The following is a 23,826-nucleotide window of genomic DNA, read 5'->3' on the forward strand; positions in this document are numbered from 1 at the left end:
AGATCATGTGGTGAACGCCTGTGATGCGGATCGTGAGGGTGAATTAATCTATCGAGAATTATATGAACATGCAGGCGTGAGGAAACGAGAATCACGCCTTTTTATTTCTTCTTACGAAGCCGCAGAATTGGAAGGAGCGTTGAATCGATTAGAGCCAGGAGCAGATTATGAAGGGCTTGCACAATCAGCGAAAGCAAGACAGTACTTAGACTATATTCTCGGTATTAATGTTACGAGAGGGTGTACTTCAAAATTGGCAAGAAATCAATTCTTGTTGGCTTCTGGTCGAGTTCAAATGTGTATTTTAAATGAGATCCGTCAAAGGGAACTTGCCATTCAAAATTATAAAGAACAAACCTACTATAATCTGAAATTGTTAACGGAAAATGGTTTATCACCAGTGATGAAAACGGAAGATCAATTGATAGATCCATCTCCTTTACAGAAGCTTGGAGAGGGTTTGAAAGATACAAGTCTTGTTGTAACGGAATTTAAAGAGAGTACAAGAAAGAAGAAACCAAAATTGTTATATAACCTAACAGATATCTACAAGGCTGCTCATGCCAAGCTAAAAGTGAATGCAGAAACAGCGAAAAAGCATATTCAAACGCTGTATGAAGAAGGCTTTATTACGTATCCTCGTTCATCTTCTCGGCATTTACCTACAGAACAGGTAGAACGAGTAAAAGAAGTCATGGGTGCGTTAGAAAATAGCTCCTACGTATGTTTGATGCAACAAATAGATTCCCCTTCTATAACGCAAAGGTATACGACTTTTAATGATGAGCTTGTAAGTAGTCATTTTGCCATTATCCCAACAACAAAATGCTATGTCGGGGCCGACCGAAATCCATTGGAAAATCAACTGTATGACATGATTGTAAAACGATTTATCGGGAACTTTATGAAGCCAGCAATCTACCTGGTACGAGAGGTACATTTTACAGATCAAGAGGGGAATATTTACAGTACAAAAGAAAAAATCCTACAAGAGAAAGGGTTTCTAAGTGTTTTTCAGGAGGATATAGAAGAGGGTTCAGTTGAGGCATTTCAGATCCCAGTTTTACAAGAAGGAGATTCTTTCAGAATCGTTCAGTATGAGTTAGTTGAGTCTTAGGACAAAAAAGCCTGCATTTCATACGGAAAGTTCTATTTTAACCTTTATGGAAACAGCAGGACGAAAACTAGACGATGAACATTTGAAAGAACTCATGAAAGGAAAACGGATTGGAACGGTTGCGACAGAAGAAACATTTATTCCAAAGCTTTTAGAGCGAAGCTATATCTCTATTACAAACAGTCAAATTCGAACAACTGATATTGGTCGTGCGTTTATAGATGCTTTTCCGGTAGAGGAAATTAAAAATCCAGCTTATACGGCTGAAATGGAAGGGATGATCTACATGATTGAAAAGAAAGAGATGAATTATGAAGAGTTTGTAGAGAAAACAAATACGTTTGTAAAGAGTGCGGTGGAGCAATTAGGCGCAATGGATGAGAAAGTATCAGATGACATTATAAGTACTTGGAATCAACAAATTGAGGTATGTAAGTGTTCTTGTAGAAAAGGGAAGATTCTTCATAAAGGTAATTTCTATGGGTGCAGTAACTATCCAGAATGTGAGGTCTCTTTACCGAAGACGATTAAGGGAAAAGCGATTCCTGAAGTACAAGTGAAAAAGCTGTTTGATAATAAGAAAACGGATCTCATAAAGGGCTTTAAGTCCAATGAGAAAGAGTTTACCGCTTACCTGGTACTTCATGACGGCCAAATTAAATTTCAGTTCCCAACACAAGAGGAGCTGTCATTTGGAAAATGTCCAAAGTGTAAGAAAGGTGAAATGCTTCGTCGTAATACATTCTATGGATGCACAGAGCATAAAAATGGCTGTGATTTCATGTTACCAGCAAAAATAAAAGGAAAAGCGATTCCTGGTACGCAAATGAAGAAGCTGATTCAATATAAAACAACAGACTTTATAAATGGATTTCAAGGAGAAAAAGGAGAATTTACGGCAGCTATTATCATGGATGAGAATTTTGGTCTTAAATTTCGATTCCCAACAACGGAAGATCGTACAATAGGAAAATGCCCATTATGTAAGGGAAGGGTGCTTGTGGGCAAGAGTAACTATCTATGTGAGCGTTACAAAAAGGGATGTGACTTTATCATTTTTGGTACGTTTTCTGGTAAGAATTTAAGCACGAATCATGTGAAAAAACTGTTAGAAAAGAATGTGACAGATCAGATCAAAAGGTTTGTATCAAACAAAAGCGGTAAAAAATTTGATGCTCGTTTATCGTACAGCGTACAAGAAAAGCGGCTTAAATTCTTGTTTGGTAAATAAAAGTTAATACGATCAGTAGCAAAAAAAGAGGACTATGAAAAGGGAATAGTCCTCTTTTTTATTTCATTTTTTAGAGTAAAGGGGGGATCCCGTAATGGCACATGTCAGTACGGAGGATTCGATGAAGGCAAGAAATGTAGACTTGATTTCGTATCTGGAAGCAAAGGGAGAAAGGTTCAAGAAAGAAGGGAACTATTACCGTCATACAGAGCATGACAGCCTCATTATTAAAGGGAATCAATATGCCTGGAATAGTCGTGGTGAAAAGGGGTATGGGGCGATTAGCTTTGCCATGATGTACTATGAAATGACATTTCCACAAGCTGTAATGGATATCAATAAAGGCGATTATAAAGAGTTTGATCGTTCAAAAGCGGAAGAAGAACGTAAAAAAGGACAGCAGCCTTTTATTTATCCCAAGAACCTAGAATTAAAGAAGCAAACAGAAATCAAAGAGTACTTAATTGACGAAAGGAAAATAGATCCTCGTCTGGTAAATTGGCTGATTAAAAAGGATCTCATTGCCCAGGATAAAAGAAATAATGTCGTGTTCAAATGGAGAGAAGAAGGCGGTAAGGGAAAGATTATCGGAATGAATCGCCAAGGTACTGTCAAAATGGAGAATAAACGAGGGAGTTTTAAACAAATTGTCCCGAATTACGAAAGGATCCATGCAGGTTTTACAGTTGATGTAGGAAAACCGGATAAGATCTATTTTTATGAGGATCCCATTGATATGTTATCGCATTGGAGTATCAAGCAAAATCAAATACAAAATGCTCGCCTCGTATCTATGCATGGATTAAAACCAAAAACCGTCATTCAATCTTTAATTGATGCAAAAAAGGAAGGACATGATATCAAAGAGGTCATCATGGCGGTTGATAATGATAAAGGTGGGAAAGAGTTTATTCAAACGATGAAGTGTTTAGTAGATCTAAAAGAAGAAATCCCAACACATGAGAAGGATTGGAACGATGTCCGAAAAAAACAGGTTTCCCAACAAAATCAGCAATCAAAAGAATCAGCTCAACCAAAACAGCCAAAGAAATTGAATCCAATCAGAGAGGTGGAGCGAAGTGTCTAATCTACCAGCTATGTCCGACATACTACACATTTTGATTTGTGGTTTTATCCTTTATGTTCTATTTCATATTTGTAAATTTGTGTATCGGAAGATCCAGGAGCGAAGAGTACTGAAGCGAATGGTGAAGTCAGGTATTCACTATATAGATAGAATGGATGGTCACCAGTTTGAAGTGTATTTAAAAGCTCTCTTTCGAGAACTGGAATATCGTCTAGAAGTCACAAAACAATCCAATGATTTTGGGGCAGATCTTGTATTGAAAGGAAAAAATCGCATTGTAATCCAAGCCAAACGATATGGCATGAAAAATCGAGTTGGCATTCGTGCTGTACAGGAGATTTATGCAGCACAAGCTTATTACAAAGCTCATGAGGCGTGGGTTGTCACAAACAGCGTATATACAAAGCAAGCGAAAGAATTAGCGGAAGCATGTCATGTTAAACTAATAGATCGTGTAGAGCTTCAAAAATTGATTAACAAAGTAAATCCAGAGTATTCGGCTGAAGATGTGTATCATGGTGTAGATCCTACAGAAAGGAAATGTCCAGTGTGTAAGCATCATTTAGTCGTCAGAAATTCAAATAAAACTGGAAACAAGTTTTTTGGATGTTCTCAATATCCTACATGTGCACATACAGAACCAATTCATAATTGAGAGCTGTGATGAAAATCCAGCTCAATTTCTAATTTTAGGAATATATTAGCGAAAAAAACGCTACTTATAAAAAATGACCTCTCAGATTTGATTTTATAGTGTTTTTGGTTATTGTATAATACGATAGGTCTTAAACGAAACGAAATAAGTCATAGTGGCTATAAATGGTTTTAAATGTGATATGAGGTTTTTTGAGGAAATAGAAAAGGCTAGTCGTTATTTGTTAGGTGGATAAATTATAAAAAGAAAGAGGCATGTGAATGGAAGATATGTTTATTTCCTTTAAGCAAAAGTGTAAAAACATCTTGTTTCTGGTCGTAAGTTTTTGGATCATAATGTTTTTCATGTACGGAGAAAGCCTGGTACAATGAGAAAATGGCATAGGATATAAGAAATATAGAGCTATAAAATATATAAGGGAGAGGTTTCATGAAATCAACAGGAGTAACTCGAAAATTAGATAATTTAGGACGTATCGTTATACCTATGGAGTTAAGACGCACGCTGGAAATTGAGGAAAAGACACCATTAGAGATTTATGTAGAAGGTGAAAAGATCATCTTAAAAAAATACGAAGCGCATGGTGCTTGTGCAATAACAGGTGAAGTATCTGATAAAAATATTACTTTAGCAGACGGAAAGATTACGCTAAGCCCAGCAGGTGCAAAGATTATAATAGAGGAATTAGAGAAGCAACTTGTAAAATAATTGGCTCCTTTCAGAGGAGCTTTTTCAAGAGGAAAACAAATAATTTCACGTACCGTATTTATTAATAAATAAAATACATACTTTCACCAAGGGATTCTTACCCTCTTCTCAGGTCGATGTGCTAAGATTGTTCTATATTCTCATTTTGACAGTAATTGGAGGCGTATATATGGATCATATAAAAGTGCATCCATAAAATTAATTCTAGAAATTATGTACCGCTTATTAAATGTGTCTAAACGTACAAAATCACCGGAATAATATGGTGAGTCCTATTTAATATTTGTTATGGTACTTTGTTTTTGATATGTGGGCAAAAACAAAAAATAATAATAAACGAGGTTTCCTATGGGTAAAAAATTTTCTATAAATGATATGCAAGAATTAGCATTAAAGCGCAATGGTACCTGTTTATCAAAGGAGTATATAAATGCAACAACCCATCTCTTATGGAAATGTCTCAACCAGGAGCATCCCCCATGGAAAGCAACACCCAATAAAATAAAGTCTGGGAGATGGTGCCCACGATGTGGTAGGGAAGAAAGTGCAAATAAACAAAGAAATACAATTGAACAAATGAGAAATTTAGCTATTCAAAAAAATGGAAAATGTTTATCAGAAAAATATATCAACCTCAAATCAAAGCTATTATGGGAGTGCAAAAAAGCACACAGATGGTATGCTTCACCTGGAAAAATTAAATCAGGTACATGGTGTCCTCAATGCAGTATAGAACATAGAGCAAATTTAAGGCGTTTATCAATTGAAGACATGCATAAAATTGCTAAAAAATTCAATGGCGAATGTCTCTCAGATGTTTATATAAACAATTCAACAAAATTAACTTGGAAGTGTGCGAAAGGACATGTTTTCAGAGCCCAACCGAATAATGTTAGTTACGGGAAATGGTGTCCATTTTGTAAAAATGAACAAAATGCCTTAAGATCTAGAATCCCATTTGTAAAGATTATTCAAACTATTGAAGAACAGGGTGGAGAGTGCTTGACACTCGAAGCAGACTATGTGGGTGGTCAATCAAATCTTTTAATTAAATGTAAAGAGGGACACATTTGGTCTTCAAAGGCAGTATACATCCGTCATGGGAGATGGTGTCCTATTTGTAGTGTAGGGTTTAATGAAAGAAAGTGTAATTTTATCTTTGAGGAATTATTAGGAATTAAGTTCATTAAAAACAGAGAAGTACTAGATGGTTATGAATTAGATGGTTTTAATGAGGAGCAAAAAATTGCTTTCGAATATCATGGTGTGCAACATTACGAATATATCGAGTTTTTTCATAAGGAAGAAAGACAATTTAAGGAACAAAAACAAAAAGATAGAATTAAAAGGAAAATGTGTAAAGAAAAAGGTATCAAATTAATAACTGTACCCTATACTGTGGCTAAAAATGATGAACTTTTTGTCAAATTTATTGTCAATAGTCTAAAAAAATTAAATATATTTGTCTCAAACATCAATAAAATTGATTTCAAAAAGCTAAATTACCAATTAAGTGAATTGAAAAAATTAAATTTAATTGCACAATCCCATGGAGGAAAATGTTTATCTAACACCTACCTTGGATCAGAGACAAAATTAAAATGGGAATGTGCTAAAGGGCATGTTTGGGAAACAATTCCCTACCTAATAAAAAATGGTACGTGGTGCCCAGTATGTAGGAGTGGAAAATTAACAATTGAACAAATGAAAGAAATAGCGATTGAAAGGGGGGGGGAAATGTTTATCTGATTCTTATATAAATAATACGAGTAGTCTCATATGGGAATGCTCAAAAGGACATATTTGGAAATCTACTCCGCGGAGTGTAAGAGCTGGTAGTTGGTGCTTCATTTGTAATCATCCTCAACGTTTATCTATCCAAGAGGCACAGGAAATTGCCAATCTTCGTGGAGGACAATGCTTATCTACTACATACATTAATTCAAACTCAAAATTAACTTGGCGTTGCTCAAAAGGTCATATATGGAAAAGTATCATAACATCAATTAAAAAAGGCCATTGGTGTCCTAAATGTGGTGATGAAAGAACTGCTAAAAGCAGAAGATTAACTATTCAAGATGCACAAGAAATTGCCAATCTTCGTGGAGGCGAATGTTTATCCACTACATATATTAATTCAAACTCAAAATTAACTTGGCGTTGCTCAAAAGGTCATATATGGAAAAGTGTCATAACATCAATAAAATCGGGAACATGGTGCCCTACTTGTAGTGGAACAGTAAAGCTATCGATTCAAGATATACAAAAGTATGCTAAGAAAAACACCGGAGAATGTTTGTCTACTTATTATAAAAACAACAGAGAGCCTTTGAAGTGGAAATGTTTAAAATGTGACAGTTCATGGGAGCTGTCTTACGATAAAATGAAACGAAGAAAAAATTGGTGTAAACAATGTAAAATAAAATAAAAAAACGGTAAGTAATTACATTGTTTCGATATGGAGTGGGGGTAATAAAAAGAAGCTTAGAACCCTTGATTTAAAAGGGTTCTAAGCTCTTTTTATTAGGTTTTGCAAACAAAAAATATTACTTATAAATAATTAATATATATTTTATAATTTTTCCACTAATTATAAAAAACTATGTGATTAAGGGGTACAGCCGCATGCCCATCAACTTAAGAATAGAAACAAAATGAACTTTCGTTCATATGAACGAAAAAACTGCTAAAATATTTTGTGCCCTTAAAAATGAGCATACCAAATAAACCTAGACCGGCTAAATTTCAAAAATTATGCAGTTTTTTTTGTTTTTTCAATTCATTATACTCATAAACAACACCCAAAATATCAAAGACTGTTTTCTTCTCATATCGGTGAGATTTCCGTCCATTCTTCTGTAGGAGGTGGAACAGACGAATCAGAATCTTTGTTATTTCTTGGGTGTTTTGTTGTATGGCTTGATACAAAATGTATAAATGATCTTGAATCATTCCAATTGCTTTATATTCGCTTAATTCCTTTTGTTTCTTTTGTAAAATCAATTGTCGCATCTTAAACATAGTAGAAGAACATAGAAAAATGGCAATGAGTTTTCCGTAAACATGGCATTCTAATCGCTCTTGTTTGATATTTTGCCAATGATGAATTTGAAATAGGGATTTCCAAGTTTTAAAGATGATTTCGATTTGCCAGCGGAGGGAATAAAAATCATGTATTTGTTCCATCGGAACAATCTCCCAAGGTGTGTTGGTAACATATATGTTCATGCCAGTTAATCGTTTACTTTTTTCTGAATACGTAATGCCCTTTTTACTTTCCGTATACATTTGTTTTTTTCTACGTTCACGAAGTTGTTTTTCGGTTAATCGATACATAATCACTCGCGTGAATAGTTTTTTATCCTTTCCAATATAGGCGTCTTTTATTTCATAGACCTGTCCTGGTTTTAGAGTATCCATAATGTGTTCTAAATTAACTTTGATGTACTGGGACTGTTTTTTATTGTCCCACTTCGAAAGTATTCAGGAAATTCATTTTTGATATACACCATATTGTTTAGTTTGAGTCGCGATATATAATACACGCCACGTTGGTCCATTTGATCTAAATCATCCAGTGAATAATAGCCCAAATCCCGAATACATAGATCACCAGGGCGTAATGTCGATAAACATTCTGTTCCAAAGGTTTTATCATTATTTTTCCCTGGTTCAATTTGAACATTTAAAAACTGACCACTATGTAAATCATATTCTAATTGAATTTTTATACCCGCTGTTTGGGCACAGCCACCTGATCCAGGGTACACACTAGCTAAATGTTTTGGTACCTGGAAAATCGTTGCATCTAAAATACGAATTCGTTGAAAATAAGCAATTGAAGAGCTTGAAATCACTGATGTTTCGCAAATTTTACTTTTTAATAATGCAGAGAAAATATATTTTAAAAAGCAAACAGCTTTTTTATTGAAGCGCTTATTGAGCCCTTCTGGACTCATAAGTGTGCCTGTAACAGCATGAAGTTGACTACATAGTCGCACTAAAGAATCACTCGCTACCCGTTGACTAATCCAGACACAGATAGTGGCTAAATCATGACCTGAAAACTTACGTTTCCGTTGTACAAAATCTAGTTCTCTAGCAAGATTTTCTAAAAATGAAGGAGTAAGATGTTCATATAGTTCTTTAGCAAATAATTGTAGTTCACTTTGAATCGAAAGATTCATAAAAAACGTCATCCTTCCTGTATATTTCTACAAAGAGAATAACGTTTTTTTGTATTTGAGGGTATTAAAATCTCTTAAGTTGAGCGGAATATAACGGTACCCTAGTAAAAATACAATTGATTAGTTTGAACAACACAAAGCCGCATTCTTTCTTTGAAAAATGCGGCTATTTCAAAGAATGATTGTTTACTTTTAATATTATTATACCGCTGATTGTTCTTCAATATTGTGCTTAGGAATACTTAGTATCCCAGAAGCAGTTACAACGCCTAATATAACTAACACAGCCCCAATAATTTGAAATACCGTTATCGGTGTTCCAATGGCAAATGAAATAATCATCGTTACAACGGGAACAAGGTTAAAAAATAAAGATGTTTTACTCGCACCAATCTCCTTTATCCCCTGATTCCACCAAAGGTAACCCAAAACACTTGTAAAGAAAGCCATAAAGACAATTGCACCCCAAGCACCAATCGGAATATTCGGTAAAGAAACAGGGTTTGACGTAAATAAGGAAAACACTATTAAACAAGCAGCACCGATAATCATCGTATAAGTGGTTGTTGATAGAGGAGTTCCGTCTTTTACAAGCTGACGTCCAAGTACACCATAAAGTGCCCAACAAACGTTACCTGCAAAGATAATTAAATCTCCAATTGAAATTGATAGTGTTTTAATAGAACCTTGTGTAATGACTAATAATACACCAATCAAGGCAAAGAATATTCCGACGACTTGTTTTTTTGTAATTTTATCTTTTAATATTATTCGAGCAAAAATCGTCGTTAATAAAGGATTCAGACCCATGATTAATGCTGCGTTAACTGGAGATGTATATTTTAAACCCACAAAAAACAAAGCATTAAACCCAAAAATCCCTACAATCCCGAGAACAACATATGAAACGGCATTCTTCTGTAATTGACTTTTCTTTATACCTTCAGTAAAAATCAAAATAATTAGCATCGCCGCAGCAGCTAAGCCGAATCGCCATACCGCGGCAGATGATGGAGAAAAATATTCAACTGTATATTTCGCAAGGTTAAAGGTAGCTCCTGTAAAAATGGAGAAGCCAAGTAACATCAGGTATATATTCAAATGTTTCATTTGCTTTCCACTTCCTCTTTCAGAATTGAATAATATATATCCAGTTTTTTCCTAGTCGTTGAAATCACTTCTTCCAGTTCCTTTTTTTTAATTTCCATTTTCTCTAAGTGCTTGGTTAAAATCTCAATACGTTTATTTATAGACGGAGTAAGTTGTGACGTTGTCACATCCGAATTAATTTTTTCCAAAATACAGCCGTCTTTGACAAACTCATTAACATCCTCTAAAGACATACCTGTTTCCTTTAAACTTTTCAGAAATATCATGAACTGAATATCAGTTTCCATATAAAAACGCCTTCCACTGTTTTGTCTTTTTGGTGGGGGAAGTAACCCAATCTTTTCGTAATACCTTAATGTATACGGACTAATACCAGACATCTCAGTGGCTTTACTAATAGAATACAAAAACATCATCCCTCTCTTTTGATTAAAGTTAGTTTATAACTTAGAGTTAACTCTAAGTCAAGTAAATAAAAAAACTTGTCACCGATAGTTACGGGACACAGGTATAAAAAAATCGAATGACATAAAAGGTAAACAAATTATTCACCAAGTAAAGTAGCTTCTTTTAATGGAGTTCCACACGATAATCCGAATACCCTAAAAATCATGTCTATGTCTAGATAGTTCCAAAATTAAGGCGGTGATTAATTACCAAATAATTGTGGTTCACTTTGAATAGAAAGATTCATAAAAAACGTCATCCTTTCTAATATAGCTTGTTTAGAAAGAATAACGTTTTTTTACACTTGGGGTATTCGGATTTCTTAAGTTGATGGGCATGGGGTACAGCCGAGATACGTGTAATTTTGAGTATTAAGCTTACTTTTATTTCCAAACAAAAACTATTGAACTTATAACTAGGTTTTATTACGTCAATTTACAATAAAAATTCTGTCTTTGTCTATTATGGGTTAACCCTAATCATCCATTGTTTGATTACTGAAAATACTTAATTTGAATCGTATGATTAGGGTGTATGATAATAAGTTAAACAATGAAAGATTAGATGTACCAAGGATTTGTACAAAGAAATAATGGATAAAAAACTGATTCTAAATCTAATTGGAAATAAAAGTAAGTCTATGACCTATTTTTACACGTATCTCGGCTGTACCCCTTATAGGAGATTAATAGTATTATAGTTAATATATTAATGTAACTATTTATCAAATTGTTATTTAATTAAGGGGAATAGGATTTCTAAAGTTACGTTAATTCATTTATAGAAAAAAATGAACGAAATCGAAATGGGGGTTAATCATGGGATTCTTTAGTCGGAAAGCGGTATGTGGTGTTTGTCAAAGTGAAGTGGGATTACATAGGTACAAAGTGAAAAAATCTAACGCCTGGGTTTGTCCAGATTGTTTGAAAGAGGCTGGTGGCGTTGGTGTTGTGCCTGTAAATAAAGTTACGATTGAAGAAATTAAAGCTACAATCGATGCAAAGGCAAACAAACTGAGTGATGATCCAATGTCAAGTGCTGAAGGAATGTATCAGTACTGTCTAGATAATAAATTCGGTTCAGGGTTTAATCAAAAATGGGGCTTAAAACACTTTGGCATACTCGAAAAGAATTTAATGCAAGGTGAAACAGTTCTTATGACCTTTATTGGAATACATAATTACAAATCAGCGACAAAACACGATAGTAATTTTGCCTATGCGATTACCAATAAACGCATCTTATTTGGACAAAAAACTTTAAGTGGTGAAAAATTTAAAGCAGTAGCTCATGAAAAAATAAATGATATTACATTTGAAACAGGAATTGTATTTGGTGTTTTAACGATCGATACACCACAAGAAAAATTTAAAGTAGCTTTAGATAAAGCTTCGGCAACATCTATTAATAATAGTATCCATCAGGTACTGGATACATTAAAGAGTAACAATATTGAAACGCAACCGATATCAATAACTGCTGCTACCTCGGCGGCAGATGAGTTGATGAAATTTAAAGAACTATGTGATATGGGTGTAATTACAGAAGATGAATTTAACGCTAAGAAGAAACAGTTACTAAATATATAAACAAAATTTAGTTAATTGCTAATGTCTTATAAGAGGTCTCGCCAACAAAACGCGAATTCCTTAGCGTACGAAATTCGCGTTTTGTTGGCGAGACCTCAATATGTTAGGGTGTTTATAATATAAAGATAGAAAAGTAAATAAAGGAGAAAAGAAAAATATGTATAAAGAAAAATTTCTGTATTCACCATGGGTAACTGGAATTTTATTTGCTTTATGGATCCTCATCATCCCTCCTATCATTGCAATCATCCTTATCATTAACCGAAATAAGGAAATGAAGAAAGTACAACAAGTTTGGGAAGAAAATGGATTTGATAAAGTTGTAAATGTTAAAGAGCAAATTGCCAGTCTTAGTGAAGAGTTGCAAAAGCTAACATTAGCTAAACAAGAAGTTCTAGCGGAGCTTGAAACTTTCAAGCCTATTACAGACCTAACGGAAGTGAAAAATAGCCTTTCCTCTCAAATTGTTAATATGAATAAAGAAAAGGATGCCCTTGCAAAAAGAATTGAGGATGTTCAATCACTTGTAAATCTAACCGAATCTAAACAAAAATTGAGCGAGGAGATTGAAGGATTCACATCCAATAAACAAGCAATTATTCAAGAGATTGATAGTTTGCAAAGAGAAGTTATCCTTCTAAAAGAGGACATACTTATGCAATCATTTGGATTTACAAATCCGAAATATGGTTTTGAAACGTCAGAGGCATTCCAAATCAAATTGAATGAGATCCGACAAAAACAAAAGAAAATGGTTAAGGATAGAGAAGCTACATTTCATCGCTTGGACTGGACAATTGGAGATGATAGAAAGAAAGGTAAGGAATTCATACTTGATACAATTAAACTTACCTTGAGAGCATTCAATAATGAATGCGACAATATCATTACAAAAGTAAAATACTCTAACCTGGAAGCAAGTGAGAAAAGGATTAAAAAGATTTTTGATGAATTGAACAAACTCACTGATATGCAACAGGTATCAATTACGCCAGGTTATTTAGAATTAAAGATCGAAGAGTTGTACTTAAAGTATTCATTTGAACAAATGAAACAGGAAGAAAAAGAAGAGCAGCTTGAGATAAAAGAACGCATGAGAGAAGAAGCGAAAGCATTAAAAGAGTTAGAAAAAGCAAAAGAGAAAGTGGAAAAAGAAGAAAAGCACTTCGAGCAAGCAATTGAAAAGTTAAAAATACAAATGACTGAAACAACTGAAAACCAACAAGCTAAATTAATTGAGAAGCTTAAAGAATTGGAGCACAGCTGGAGCAAACGCGGAAAAATAAAGAAGATGTATTGTACAGGGTACAAAACACTCGTGCCGGTTACGTGTATATCATTTCAAATATAGGTTCATTTGGTGAAAACGTATTTAAAATCGGTATGACTCGTCGTTTAGAACCTATGGATCGTGTGAAAGAATTGGGTGATGCATCGGTTCCATTTACGTTTGATGTACATGGAATGGTCTTTAGTGAAGATGCTCCTGCTTTGGAAAATGCCCTTCATCAAGCATTTGCCGATAAACGAGTGAACAAGGTAAATGCAAGAAAAGAATTCTTCCGGGTTGAGTTGGCTGAAATAGAAAATGTTGTGAAGAAAAACCACAACAAGACGGTTGAATTTACAAAGTTAGCTGAAGCTGAAGACTTCAGAAAATCTATCCAACTTGAAAAGAAGCCTTTGCAAGCTGTTTAATATTTTTTCCCTTTGAATTTAATTAAAAAAAATACAAAAAGGGTACCGATTGCTTAAATATATGTTTAACAAACTGGTACTCTTTTATTTATACAAGATTTTATACAGTTTTTCGGCTAATCCAGTAACAAACGAGAACCCTAAGACCCACGTCAGGATAGAGATGTATGAAAGAATGAATAGAGTCATAGAAAAAGAAAAAGGCGGATTCCTTGTAAGAGTAGGGATCCGCCTTTTTCTTGCTACCGATAATTGTGCGTTATGTTAACCTCACATGAATATGATATACATACATTAATCCAATGAAAAAATAAACAAGACACTCATATAAGAAGAATGCGTGTCTTACATTAGAAAAATGTCACAATCAAAAAGGATTATTTTATATCCCTCTTCATTGTAATGAACTAGTTTATTACAATAATCTAAAAATCACGATTTTTTAAGAACAAAAAGTAGTAGTAATATTTAATGTCCATCCCAAGATAGAACCGCTATCTCCACCAGCATCATCAAATACAAAAAGGTTCCATATACCATTTGGATCTATTCCATTGAAAACACTTAAAGTTGACCCATACGGAGGTGGTGGTGCTGGAAAAGGAAAAATATCTGTAAGTCCGTAATTAGTTGGTTGAAATGTACCAGAGACGATTTGACTACCGTTAGGAAGTAAAGACTGTGCAAAATCGTTAAAAGTTAATGTAACGTTATTAACGTCACCCCCACCTCCCGCATCTGACATAAGAATAACATTTTGCCCTTGTGGTCCTACAAGCAAGATATCAAGATCATCTGGAAATGTATGAGTCAGACCAATTAGTGTCGCTGTAACTTGAGTAACCCCACCAGATAAACCTGACACATTAATACTAGATGGATAGGGTACTGCTAGACCTGAGTCTGGTATAACAATTGGAGACAAGTTACTAAATGTTGCTGTGGAAACGATGCAAGAAGTAGATATAGGACCAGGAATAGGACAAGGAACAGCATGAGGAGTAGAACAACAACAAACGGAACGAAGTCTACCAATTTTTCTATTAAGTGGATACAAAAAATTCACCTCACTTATCTATACTATTATATTTAATGCAAAAAAAATGATTTCGCTTCTTATACTTGTCCCATTTATAGAATATCTTAGATAATTTATTTACTTTAGATAATCATACGTTATGTTAACCTTACATGGATTTTTATTCATCACCATTTGTACCCATTTTTTAGGGATAGAAAGAGTAATCGTAACCTAAAACGCAAAGTAAGTTACAGAACATGTTAGATAAATAGAAGGAGCTTCTAATAAATAGAAGCTCCTTCTGTGTACATGTACACACACGTATTATTCTATATGAGCAAATTTAACTTTATTTGGATCTACCTTTGCATTTATAACTTTGACCTTTACGGAATAGGTAGCTTCTTCTAAAGAATTTATAGGGGCTGAAAATGGTTGGAAAGCTGAATGCTTATGATTAGGGATAGTGGCGCTTGTTACATATGATAGATCACCTATTAAATTATAAAACTCAAATACTACACGACTTGGTTCTTGTTCATTAGATGAACTTACATCAGCAATCCCAATAAAATTATTAAAGTAAGGGTAGTATCTTATGGCATCCCCATCATAAAGCCAAAACTCACTTTCATTTATGGATGATTTTTCATTGTTAATTTGAGCGGAAACTGTATTCTGCACAGGACTATGAAATGCACTAAAAACTAAAAACCCTATACTCATTATCGGAATAAGAATTCTTTTTTTCATTTTAACAGCTCCTTGAATTCCATTTTTTAACAATAGCATAATACAAATTTTCTTCTAAAGTGTAAATGATTATTTTTTTATTGGAATAGTCAAAAGTGCTGTGACGATAATGATGCGTTATGTTAACTTTACATGAATATGAGATACATGTGGTACTCAAAAATAAAGAATAATTTTATGTGCTAAAACAAAAAAATATTAATCAGCTTTATTTAATTGTATTAAAAAGTATAGATTTGTTTTTTATGTATACTTTAAAACAGACTAATACTGTTTATAAAAAGGTGATAATATGAATTTTATTTGGGAATCATTTGTTTTAATTTTAGCCGGTATTTTTTTACTCAGAATAGCTGGAAGAAAATCCATCTCTCAAATGACATTAGCACAAACTGTTGTAATGATATCAATCGGTACAATTATTGTTCAACCTATTGTAGAGAAAAGTATAATAAAAGCTATTGTGGGCGCTGCTATCTTTGTAATCTCCGTTATCATTTTAGAATACTTACAACTAAAATCGAATGCTTTTGAAAAGTTTATTACAGGTAAATCTAAAATAGTTATTGAGAACGGTACGCTAAATATCCAGAACTTAAAAAAGTTACGATTAACAGTTGACCAATTAGAAATGAGATTGCGTAATCAAGGAATTTCCAACATTAAAGATATCAAAACAGCAACACTCGAACCAAATGGAAAATTAGGTTATGAATTAAAGGAAGATGCTAAGCCTTTAACAGTAGGAGATTTCAAAAAATTAATGGATATTTATTTTTTAAAAACATCAACTTTAAACCAAAGTGTAGCTTTATCGGATGCAACTACTCAGCAAGAAACAAGTAGTAAACCAAATATATTTCAAGAAATAGACGGTCAACCGCAACAAAATCCTAAATATCTTAAGTAATAAATGTTTTGAAATTAGAGTGAAATAAGGTGTAGTTATTTCCTTCCAATAACGAAAATTATGTAAATAAGCTGTCCATATGGACAGCTTATTTTATTTTTTGCTTAGCGTTTTTTTTTTCCGAAATGCTGGCGGTACCCCTATCTAAAATCCAAAAATAAAAAGATAAGATCCGGAAACACGATCTTATCTTCAGCACAAGGAGTAAACAAAAGGATAACCATCATATTTTTATTATAATTTATTTTTTGTTAATTTTGAATATTATATCCTTATTTAACAAGTACATCTATATTGAGAAATTTATTACAAAATTAGTTATAAAATGATTCAAAACACCAATGTAAACTTTTATTAAAAAGTTTACTTTCATTTTATTTCAATCATTGTGTTTATAATGTCTCTTCGTATTTCCAATAAATAAACTAAAAAGTATACATTCAAAATACTGTTATTGTGATTGTTATAAACTATCTCTACTCTTACATAAAAAACCCTCGAACAACTTAAGAATTATATTTCCGTGTCCGATTAACTAAAATGATTTATCAAATCAAAAAGGAGAGTGGGACACATGAAAATAAAATTCAGCATTGGTAAATTGAAAGTTGATTTCATGATCAACAAAGATACATGCAAAGTAATTAGCGAGTTAATAATCAAAATGTTTTTATAATGGACAAGAGGGTATTAGTTTACTCTCTTTTTTCCTTCGTTATATCCTCTAATTTTGTTACCTATCTAATTACATAGTCTTCCTGATTAAGAGTCAACAATTCGTAATTTCTTTGTTATAGGGGGTAAATCCAAATCAAGATTTTTTACATCACTATCAAGCTAATAATTTTAACGATTCCCATTATAAAAATTTTATTTTTTCGCACTAAAGGACAAATAAAAAAAGGTCCTTAACAATTTGTTAAGGACTGCAGAATAAAACCGCAATTTGGGCTTAAACCCAATCAGATTGTAGAAAATAAATTGCGCTATGATAGCAATTGTCTTCCCAAAAGCAATGTTTCAAATGAATTTTAATATATCTGTAACTGTAATGGTATCAACAAAATGTGGATTGAATTACAAATAGTGGTTACAAATATTAGAAAGATTTTAAAAATTAATTACTTCTCATGAAGAAAAAGGATTAAGAATAACTTGTAGCAATAAATTTTTAGAGGAAGGGTGGACCTTTATTTATTAATTCATATAATTTTCAAACATTAAAACTCAGGATTTTAATATTTGTTATATAATGGAATCAAGCCGTAATCAATATGGTTTCCCCGTTATGAATAATGAGATAATTTATGTGTCCCGTGTATTCGCTTTAAAGCAAAAAGAACTTGTAGTGATTTCTATAAGTTCTTTTTGTTTTTCTTATTGTATTAGAAAAAAGCCCTTTAAATATAGCAGAAATAATAATGAAGTGTTTATTTCTCGTTTGCTAACTAAAATTTTGTAATTTTACAGGTTTCATTAATAAAAATATTTTAGACTATAGAATGAATCATTAGATAGTTAAAAAAATAAGGAAAAAGGGAAGAACCACCAATATTCTTTCCTTTTTCCTGCAATTAGGGTCTCTATATTAATGAATATAGAAGATTATAAAATGTTGGATGCAACAGTTTACTCTCAAAATTATAGCAGGAGTAACAGGTATTTTTTTATGCAATATTGCATAAAAAATATGATTTATCAAATATACATGTCTAATGAGGAACACAAAAACTCTATAGAGGATGAATTTAATCCTTATAGTTTCTTTATAGTGAATTAAAAGCGGCAAAAACAAAAAGTTTAACTTTATCAATACGAGTTTTTTCTTTTACATATTAAAATGAAAGTACCCTTTCAATGTATACTGACCCCTTCACAAATCGTGAAGGGATTTTTTTATTTAATAAATGAGTTTTACAAAATACACAAAATGTTAAACTCATTAAAACCAGTGATATCATGCGTCTTTCTATGGTATTACTCACGTTGGTATGTATATTGGTAATAATAAGTTTTATAATGCTAGTAATTCTGGTGTTGGTAATACATCTCAAAAATTTAACAAAATATTCAAAATTAGCTATTTTCTAGTGTTGATTTCAATGTATAATAATGATTAGGATATAAAATCCTTTTATGCCTTTTTAATTGCTTATACAAGTTAGTTATCCCCGTAATTAAATTTGTATTTGTAATAATCGAAAACGCACCCTTATGAAGAGGTGCGTTTTCGATTATTTAGGTATTTTATATTTTCTTTAGAATCTAATTTCTTTTTAGCAACTAATAGGAATGGAAAACCTAAAATACATATAAGACCTAGAATTCCAAAAACTATATTCCCCTTTACATATCCAAAGTATCCAAGTAATATTCCACCTAGCCAAGGACCTAATACTTGTCCTAGATTCATAAAACTTATTGCTCCAAAGTACGTACCTTTTAGTTGATCTGGGGCAATAAAATCAATAAATATATCAATCATAGAAAAGATTAAAACTTCACCAATTGTAAATATAAAAATACAGGTAAATACTAAAAAAATACTTTTAGAAAAACCTATTCCGATAAGACTAACCCCTATTAAGATTACTCCAAATAAAATAGAAATAAGAGGGGAATACTTTTTCCCAATTTTAATTATAGTATATTGTAAAGATAATACTGTTAGCGCATTTAGCACAATAATGTACGTATATAATTTTACCCCGTTATCAAAAAGAGTACTATGAGAGAAATACTGAGGGAATGTTGAAGTAAATTGGGAATATCCCATAAGCCCAAAAATAAACCCAATTAATGCTATTAAAAAAATGGAATCATTTTTTAGAATTAATATTGAATTCCTCATAGTAATATTGTTTTTTGAAATATCCTTTACAGCAGGTAAGGGATATTTTTTAAATGTTATTACTAAAGACAGCATGTAACCGGTGTATATAAGTGCTGTAAATATAAATGGGAAAGTTGATTGAGAACTTCCCAATAATAATCCGAATAACGGACCTAAAACAACTCCTATATTAATGGCTGTATATCTTAAATTAAAAACTAGTAGTTTATCCTTTGAGTCTGTTGTTTCAGAAAGTAGCGCGCGTGAAGAAGGCTCAAAAAAAGAACCACAAGCGCCATTTAATGCGCTAAGTATAAAAAAGGATATTGAACTATCAGCAATAGAAAAACCTAAAAAAACAAGAATCCAAAGGCAAATTGATCCCATCATAACGGACTTTCTTCCGTATTTATCAGACAAGTTACCACCTATAATACCTGTAAAGATGCTTACTAATGCACTGATGCCGATAATTAATCCTGTAACCGATGGGCTTATCCCTTTTTGAGTTGTTAACAAAATAGCTAAAAAAGGCATACTCATAGTAGTTGCTAACCTAGCAAACAATGTTCCTATAATGATATTAACTCCTAATGGATGTATTTTAGGTATATTCAATAAAACAACCTTCCTTCATACATATTCTATAAGTATATTTTACAATAATATTCATTTTTTTGGTAAAATTTAAAAAATGAATATTTTGTGAAAATATATTTAAAATAGTTAAAATTGTTGAATAATTATATTGGAAAAATGGAGTATTTTGGTATAATAAGGGAGAAAAAGGGGATTTCCAATATTTTAAATATTAAGAGGAGGAAATTAAATGTTACCTGAGGTTTTAACTAGTAAAGAACATTTAGAACAAGCAAAGCAAAAAATTGAAGTATTGTGGGCTAAAGGAACTGATTTTTCAAAAGAAGAAGTAGAGGCAGCTAAAGCGGATAATAGAATGTTATTATTGGATATGGACTTTACAAGTGAATGTAAACTACATTGTTATTATTGTGATCGTACTCCCGATCGTTTTAATAAAGGTGAGCGTCAGCCGTTAACTACGGAAGATAGAAAAAGTTTAATTTTACAAGCAAAAGAATTGGGAGCACGTACTGTAGAATTCCCTGGTTCTGGGGAACCGATGATTGATGAGGGATTTTGGGAAGTAATTGAGTTTATTCATAAAAATGAAATGACACCAGTTATTTTTACAAGTGGGTGGCATTTAGATGATGAATCAATAGATCGTTTATATAATTTAGGGGCAACTATATTTTTAAAGTACAATTCTACAAGTCAGGAAATTAACGATGACATTGTTAAGGTAAAAGGATACGGTGCGTATCTAGAGAAAATTCTTGAAAAACTAGTTGTGAAAGGTTTCACCAAATCAATTCCAACAAGGTTAGCAATTGATTTAGTTGTCACACCTAGGAATGAGGACTTTGAAGATATTGAAAGAATTTTTAGATGGTGTCGTCGAAATAATGTTCATAACTATATTACTACATTAATTCCAGAAGGAATTGCAGATAAAAAATCAAAACTATTTGAAAAAGAACGAGCGAATAGCTTTATTAATCGTTTAAAAGAAATTGATGAAAAAGAATTTGGAATTACTTATAATCCTTCTTTGCCAATGGCAGGAGGTTACAAATGTCGTCAAGTTAATGTTGGGATGTTTGTAAATCTTTATGGAGAAGTGTATGACTGTAATGGCTTAGGCAGATTTTTAGGACATATTCGAATAAATAATTTAAAAGAAATTTGGAATTCAAAATTTGCAACTCATGTAAGAGCTGAAGAGCAAGAAGGATACTGTGCAGTTCGAGAAAGAGTATGGGATGAGACTAATCTAAAAGGATTTGATCGGAAAATGGAAGACTACAATAGTTGGGAGGAAAATAATACACCAGATGAAGTAGTGTTAAAAGGATTATATAGAAGAGAAAATCCAGATAAAGTATTGAGCAACTAAAATATAAAATATACTACCTAATGTAAATGAAATTACAATAGTTAGTATATTTGTAATTAGAGAAATAGCAATCTATTTGTTGTTATTAAATAAGGAGGATTTTCGTGAATAAGCATATTGTGTTTATTGAGGTTAGTATGAGCGGGGCAGGAGAGAAAGCAATAGACTATGCTATTGAAAGAGGATACCGAATTACTGTAGTTTGTAAGGATATAAAAAAGTATAATACCACTTTGCCGAATGATGTTAATTATTTAGAGTGTGATACAAATAATCTAGATCACCTATTAAAAGCAGTTCGTAAATTAAATAATACATATACAATAAATGGTGTAACTACTACGCACGATTATTATGTGCCACAAGCCTCTTTTGTAGCTGAAGATTTAGGTTTACCTAGTATTTCTTATCAAGCAGCAAAGGATGTTCGTAATAAATATAAAATGAGACTTAATATTAAAAAGCATTGTCCATATCTGAATCCTCCATTTCAATTGGCATATTCAATTGAAGAAGCTGTTAATTTTGCAAGAATAAATGGATACCCATTTATCGCCAAACCACAAGATGCAAATGATAGTTGGAATGTAGTAAAGATTAATTCTGAAGATGAATTGAAAGAATACATGAAAATAGCTGAAAGCTGGGGGCTTAATACATCAGGACAATCATTAGCAAGCGGAGTACTATTAGAAGGGTATATTGATGGTGATGAATTTAGCGTGGAAACCATTCAATTTAAAGGAGAAAGTATTCAACTTATTGGTGTAACTGGTAAAGCATTAATGGGGACTGAGAGAGGGTATTTTGTAGAAGCAGGAGCCTATTTTCCTGTAAACAATGCTTATACGAACTTGTTGTACAAGGAGGTGGCATTGGCACTTAAGATGTTAAATATAGATTGTGGGGTAATTCATACAGAGTGTCGCATTCAAAATGGACAAGTGAAGATTATAGAAATAAATCCAAGACTAATGGGAGATATGGCAGGAAGTCATATGATTCAGTTAGCCCTTGATTCTAATCCATGTGAAATGGTAGTAGAAACTGCCTTGGGTAATTCATTGACCTGGAAAGTTAATTCAAATAAAGGAGCAGCTATTTTCGGCATAAGTATACCAGAAACTGGAGAGTTTGGAGGGATTTCGAATTTAGAATCACTAAAAAAATTGCCTGGGGTCTCCGATTTAAAGGTTATGGCGAAAATTGGTGATAAGGTTAATTATCCACCACTTTCTAATGGAGATTTTGTTGCTAGGTTAGTTACAGAAGCAAAGACTCCAGAAATGGCCTTACAATATGCTAAAAATGCTGCAAAACAAGCCGATGTATTACTTTTGAATAGAAGATAGAAATCGAATTTTTTAAGGGAGAAGTGGTATTATGGATATTCATAAACTAAAAGTAGTTAACGATTCTTCTGTGAAATGGATAGCAGATAATTGGGAGTCACTTGACAATCTATCAAAAAATAATGAAATGACAAAATTCTCATTCCTAAGCTTCCCATTTGACTATGCAGTTAGTCATCGTCCAGGTACTAGATTTGGTCCACAAAGCATTTTAGATGTTTTAAACAGCTATAGTCTTTATTGTGCTGATAAACGAGTCTCTCTAGATAAAAGCGTTTTTTATAATCTAGGATCCGTAGATATTGTACATGATTTGCAGCAATCTTATAAAAACATGGAAGAAGCTGTATCCAATATTGAACAGGGGCATATTCCAATTTTCTTAGGGGGTGACCACTCAATTGCTGATCCAATTATTAGAGGGATGTATAATAGATTAGGTAATGATTCATTTGGTGTTATTATTTTCGATACACATTTTGATTTTAGAGATCCGTTAAAAGGTAAAGAGCACTCAGGTCATTGGTTAAAAACTTTGCAAGATAAAATTGATTATAATAATGTCGCAATTATAGGGATTGGAGCGCCTATTTATTCTAATTATTATATGGAAGAATTAGAAAGTAGAGGAGCTAAAATTTGGACGTTATATGATTTGAGAAGAATGGGAAGAGAAAAGGTTATAGAAGAAGCTATAAATCATGTGACAAAATCTACAGAGGGGGTATATTTATCTGTAGATGTCGATTCTATGGATCAAGCTTTTATATCTGGATGTAGTGTTCCTAATCCAAATGGATTATATCCATATGAGGTAATTGATAGTATTTATGAAATTGCATTAAAATCTAAAGTGGTTGGAATAGATATTAATGAAGTAAGCCCTTGGTATGATCATCAACAAAATTATACACCACATGTTGCAGCGAATATTATCTTAAACTTTATGGCCGGTGTTATAAAGAGTCGTTTATAAAGATTTTGATAATGCTTTCACTTGAATACATTTTGTTTTTCCATACTGATTACACACCTTTATAGAGAAATAGTCCAGGGTTTAGAGATTATTTGTAAAAGTTTTTAAGTTTTTGCAACAGAACCTTATAAAGAAGCTATAAGAATCAAATTCATTCTATATGGGGTAGCACCA

The 23,826-nt window shown here is 32.6% G+C and carries 16 protein-coding genes and 2 pseudogenes; 12 read left to right on the forward strand and 6 right to left on the reverse strand.

The genetic code is table 11. The annotated features are described in order from the left end of the window. The 5 genes and pseudogenes from HRG09_RS24305 to HRG09_RS24325 all read left to right on the forward strand — a co-directional run. Positions 1 to 2,348, forward strand: a pseudogene (locus tag HRG09_RS24305) (type IA DNA topoisomerase); the annotation flags it as partial. 94 nt (positions 2,349 to 2,442) lie between these two features. After that, complete coding sequence (locus HRG09_RS24310) at positions 2,443 to 3,435, forward strand: DUF3991 and TOPRIM domain-containing protein (protein ID WP_174103406.1); 993 nt, start codon at positions 2,443 to 2,445, stop codon at positions 3,433 to 3,435. Further along, complete coding sequence (locus tag HRG09_RS24315; RefSeq protein WP_174103408.1) at positions 3,428 to 4,090, forward strand: restriction endonuclease; 663 nt, start codon at positions 3,428 to 3,430, stop codon at positions 4,088 to 4,090. Before HRG09_RS24310 ends, HRG09_RS24315 begins: the two co-directional genes overlap by 8 nt. Positions 4,091 to 4,519: 429 nt before the next feature. Beyond that, the gene (locus HRG09_RS24320; protein WP_174103410.1) at positions 4,520 to 4,798 is read left to right on the forward strand and encodes an AbrB/MazE/SpoVT family DNA-binding domain-containing protein; all 279 of its coding nucleotides are present in this window, start codon (positions 4,520 to 4,522) and stop codon (positions 4,796 to 4,798) included. A 348-nt stretch (positions 4,799 to 5,146) separates the two neighbouring features. Continuing rightward, positions 5,147 to 6,547, forward strand: coding sequence for a zinc-ribbon domain-containing protein (locus HRG09_RS24325; protein ID WP_174103412.1), 1,401 nt, complete (start codon positions 5,147 to 5,149; stop codon positions 6,545 to 6,547). Between the two features lie 996 nt (positions 6,548 to 7,543). On the opposite strand, the pseudogene HRG09_RS24330 reads toward HRG09_RS24325, so the two are convergent. The 3 genes and pseudogenes from HRG09_RS24330 to HRG09_RS24340 all read right to left on the reverse strand — a co-directional run bounded on the left by HRG09_RS24330 (position 7,544) and on the right by HRG09_RS24340 (position 10,508). After that, positions 7,544 to 8,985, reverse strand: a pseudogene (locus HRG09_RS24330) (IS4 family transposase). Between the two features lie 201 nt (positions 8,986 to 9,186). Next, complete coding sequence (locus tag HRG09_RS24335) at positions 9,187 to 10,095, reverse strand: DMT family transporter (protein ID WP_174103414.1); 909 nt, start codon at positions 10,093 to 10,095, stop codon at positions 9,187 to 9,189. Further along, positions 10,092 to 10,508 (reverse strand): MerR family transcriptional regulator, encoded by a 417-nt coding sequence (locus tag HRG09_RS24340; RefSeq protein ID WP_174103416.1) that lies wholly within the window; start codon positions 10,506 to 10,508, stop codon positions 10,092 to 10,094. Before HRG09_RS24340 ends, HRG09_RS24335 begins: the two co-directional genes overlap by 4 nt. Positions 10,509 to 11,360: 852 nt before the next feature. Between HRG09_RS24340 and HRG09_RS24345 the strand changes: the two genes are divergently transcribed. The 3 genes from HRG09_RS24345 (at position 11,361) to HRG09_RS24355 (ending at position 13,829) form a co-directional block, all read left to right on the forward strand. After that, positions 11,361 to 12,131 (forward strand): PH domain-containing protein, encoded by a 771-nt coding sequence (locus HRG09_RS24345; RefSeq protein ID WP_174103418.1) that lies wholly within the window; start codon positions 11,361 to 11,363, stop codon positions 12,129 to 12,131. Between the two features lie 157 nt (positions 12,132 to 12,288). Further along, the gene (locus HRG09_RS24350; protein ID WP_174103420.1) at positions 12,289 to 13,482 is read left to right on the forward strand and encodes an SNIPE associated domain-containing protein; all 1,194 of its coding nucleotides are present in this window, start codon (positions 12,289 to 12,291) and stop codon (positions 13,480 to 13,482) included. Beyond that, on the forward strand, positions 13,461 to 13,829 hold the full coding sequence (locus HRG09_RS24355; RefSeq protein WP_217448160.1) for a GIY-YIG nuclease family protein: 369 nt from the start codon (positions 13,461 to 13,463) through the stop codon (positions 13,827 to 13,829). Before HRG09_RS24350 ends, HRG09_RS24355 begins: the two co-directional genes overlap by 22 nt. A gap of 442 nt (positions 13,830 to 14,271) precedes the next feature. Here HRG09_RS24355 and HRG09_RS24360 read toward each other — a convergent pair whose 3' ends face one another. Both HRG09_RS24360 and HRG09_RS24365 read right to left on the reverse strand, forming a co-directional pair. After that, positions 14,272 to 14,886, reverse strand: coding sequence for a hypothetical protein (locus HRG09_RS24360; protein ID WP_174103422.1), 615 nt, complete (start codon positions 14,884 to 14,886; stop codon positions 14,272 to 14,274). A 288-nt stretch (positions 14,887 to 15,174) separates the two neighbouring features. Continuing rightward, positions 15,175 to 15,603, reverse strand: a complete 429-nt coding sequence (locus HRG09_RS24365; RefSeq protein ID WP_174103424.1) for a hypothetical protein — start codon at positions 15,601 to 15,603, stop codon at positions 15,175 to 15,177. A 292-nt stretch (positions 15,604 to 15,895) separates the two neighbouring features. On the opposite strand from HRG09_RS24365, the gene HRG09_RS24370 reads away from it, so the two are divergent. After that, positions 15,896 to 16,513, forward strand: a complete 618-nt coding sequence (locus HRG09_RS24370; RefSeq protein ID WP_174103425.1) for a DUF421 domain-containing protein — start codon at positions 15,896 to 15,898, stop codon at positions 16,511 to 16,513. A 2,212-nt stretch (positions 16,514 to 18,725) separates the two neighbouring features. Here the strand turns inward: HRG09_RS24370 and HRG09_RS24375 are convergent. Then, positions 18,726 to 19,964 carry an MDR family MFS transporter gene (locus tag HRG09_RS24375; RefSeq protein ID WP_254610167.1) on the reverse strand — a complete coding sequence of 413 codons (1,239 nt, stop codon included), beginning with the start codon at positions 19,962 to 19,964 and terminating at the stop codon, positions 18,726 to 18,728. A 211-nt stretch (positions 19,965 to 20,175) separates the two neighbouring features. On the opposite strand from HRG09_RS24375, the gene HRG09_RS24380 reads away from it, so the two are divergent. The 3 genes from HRG09_RS24380 to HRG09_RS24390 all read left to right on the forward strand — a co-directional run bounded on the left by HRG09_RS24380 (position 20,176) and on the right by HRG09_RS24390 (position 23,652). Beyond that, positions 20,176 to 21,324, forward strand: a complete 1,149-nt coding sequence (locus tag HRG09_RS24380) for a radical SAM/SPASM domain-containing protein (RefSeq protein WP_098877601.1) — start codon at positions 20,176 to 20,178, stop codon at positions 21,322 to 21,324. A gap of 104 nt (positions 21,325 to 21,428) precedes the next feature. Continuing rightward, positions 21,429 to 22,676 (forward strand): ATP-grasp domain-containing protein, encoded by a 1,248-nt coding sequence (locus tag HRG09_RS24385; protein ID WP_174103427.1) that lies wholly within the window; start codon positions 21,429 to 21,431, stop codon positions 22,674 to 22,676. A gap of 31 nt (positions 22,677 to 22,707) precedes the next feature. After that, on the forward strand, positions 22,708 to 23,652 hold the full coding sequence (locus HRG09_RS24390) for an agmatinase family protein (protein WP_121868713.1): 945 nt from the start codon (positions 22,708 to 22,710) through the stop codon (positions 23,650 to 23,652). The last annotated feature ends 174 nt before the right edge of the window (positions 23,653 to 23,826 follow it).

The organism is Bacillus sp. Xin1 (assembly GCF_013314535.1).
Classification (GTDB): domain Bacteria; phylum Bacillota; class Bacilli; order Bacillales; family Bacillaceae_G; genus Bacillus_A.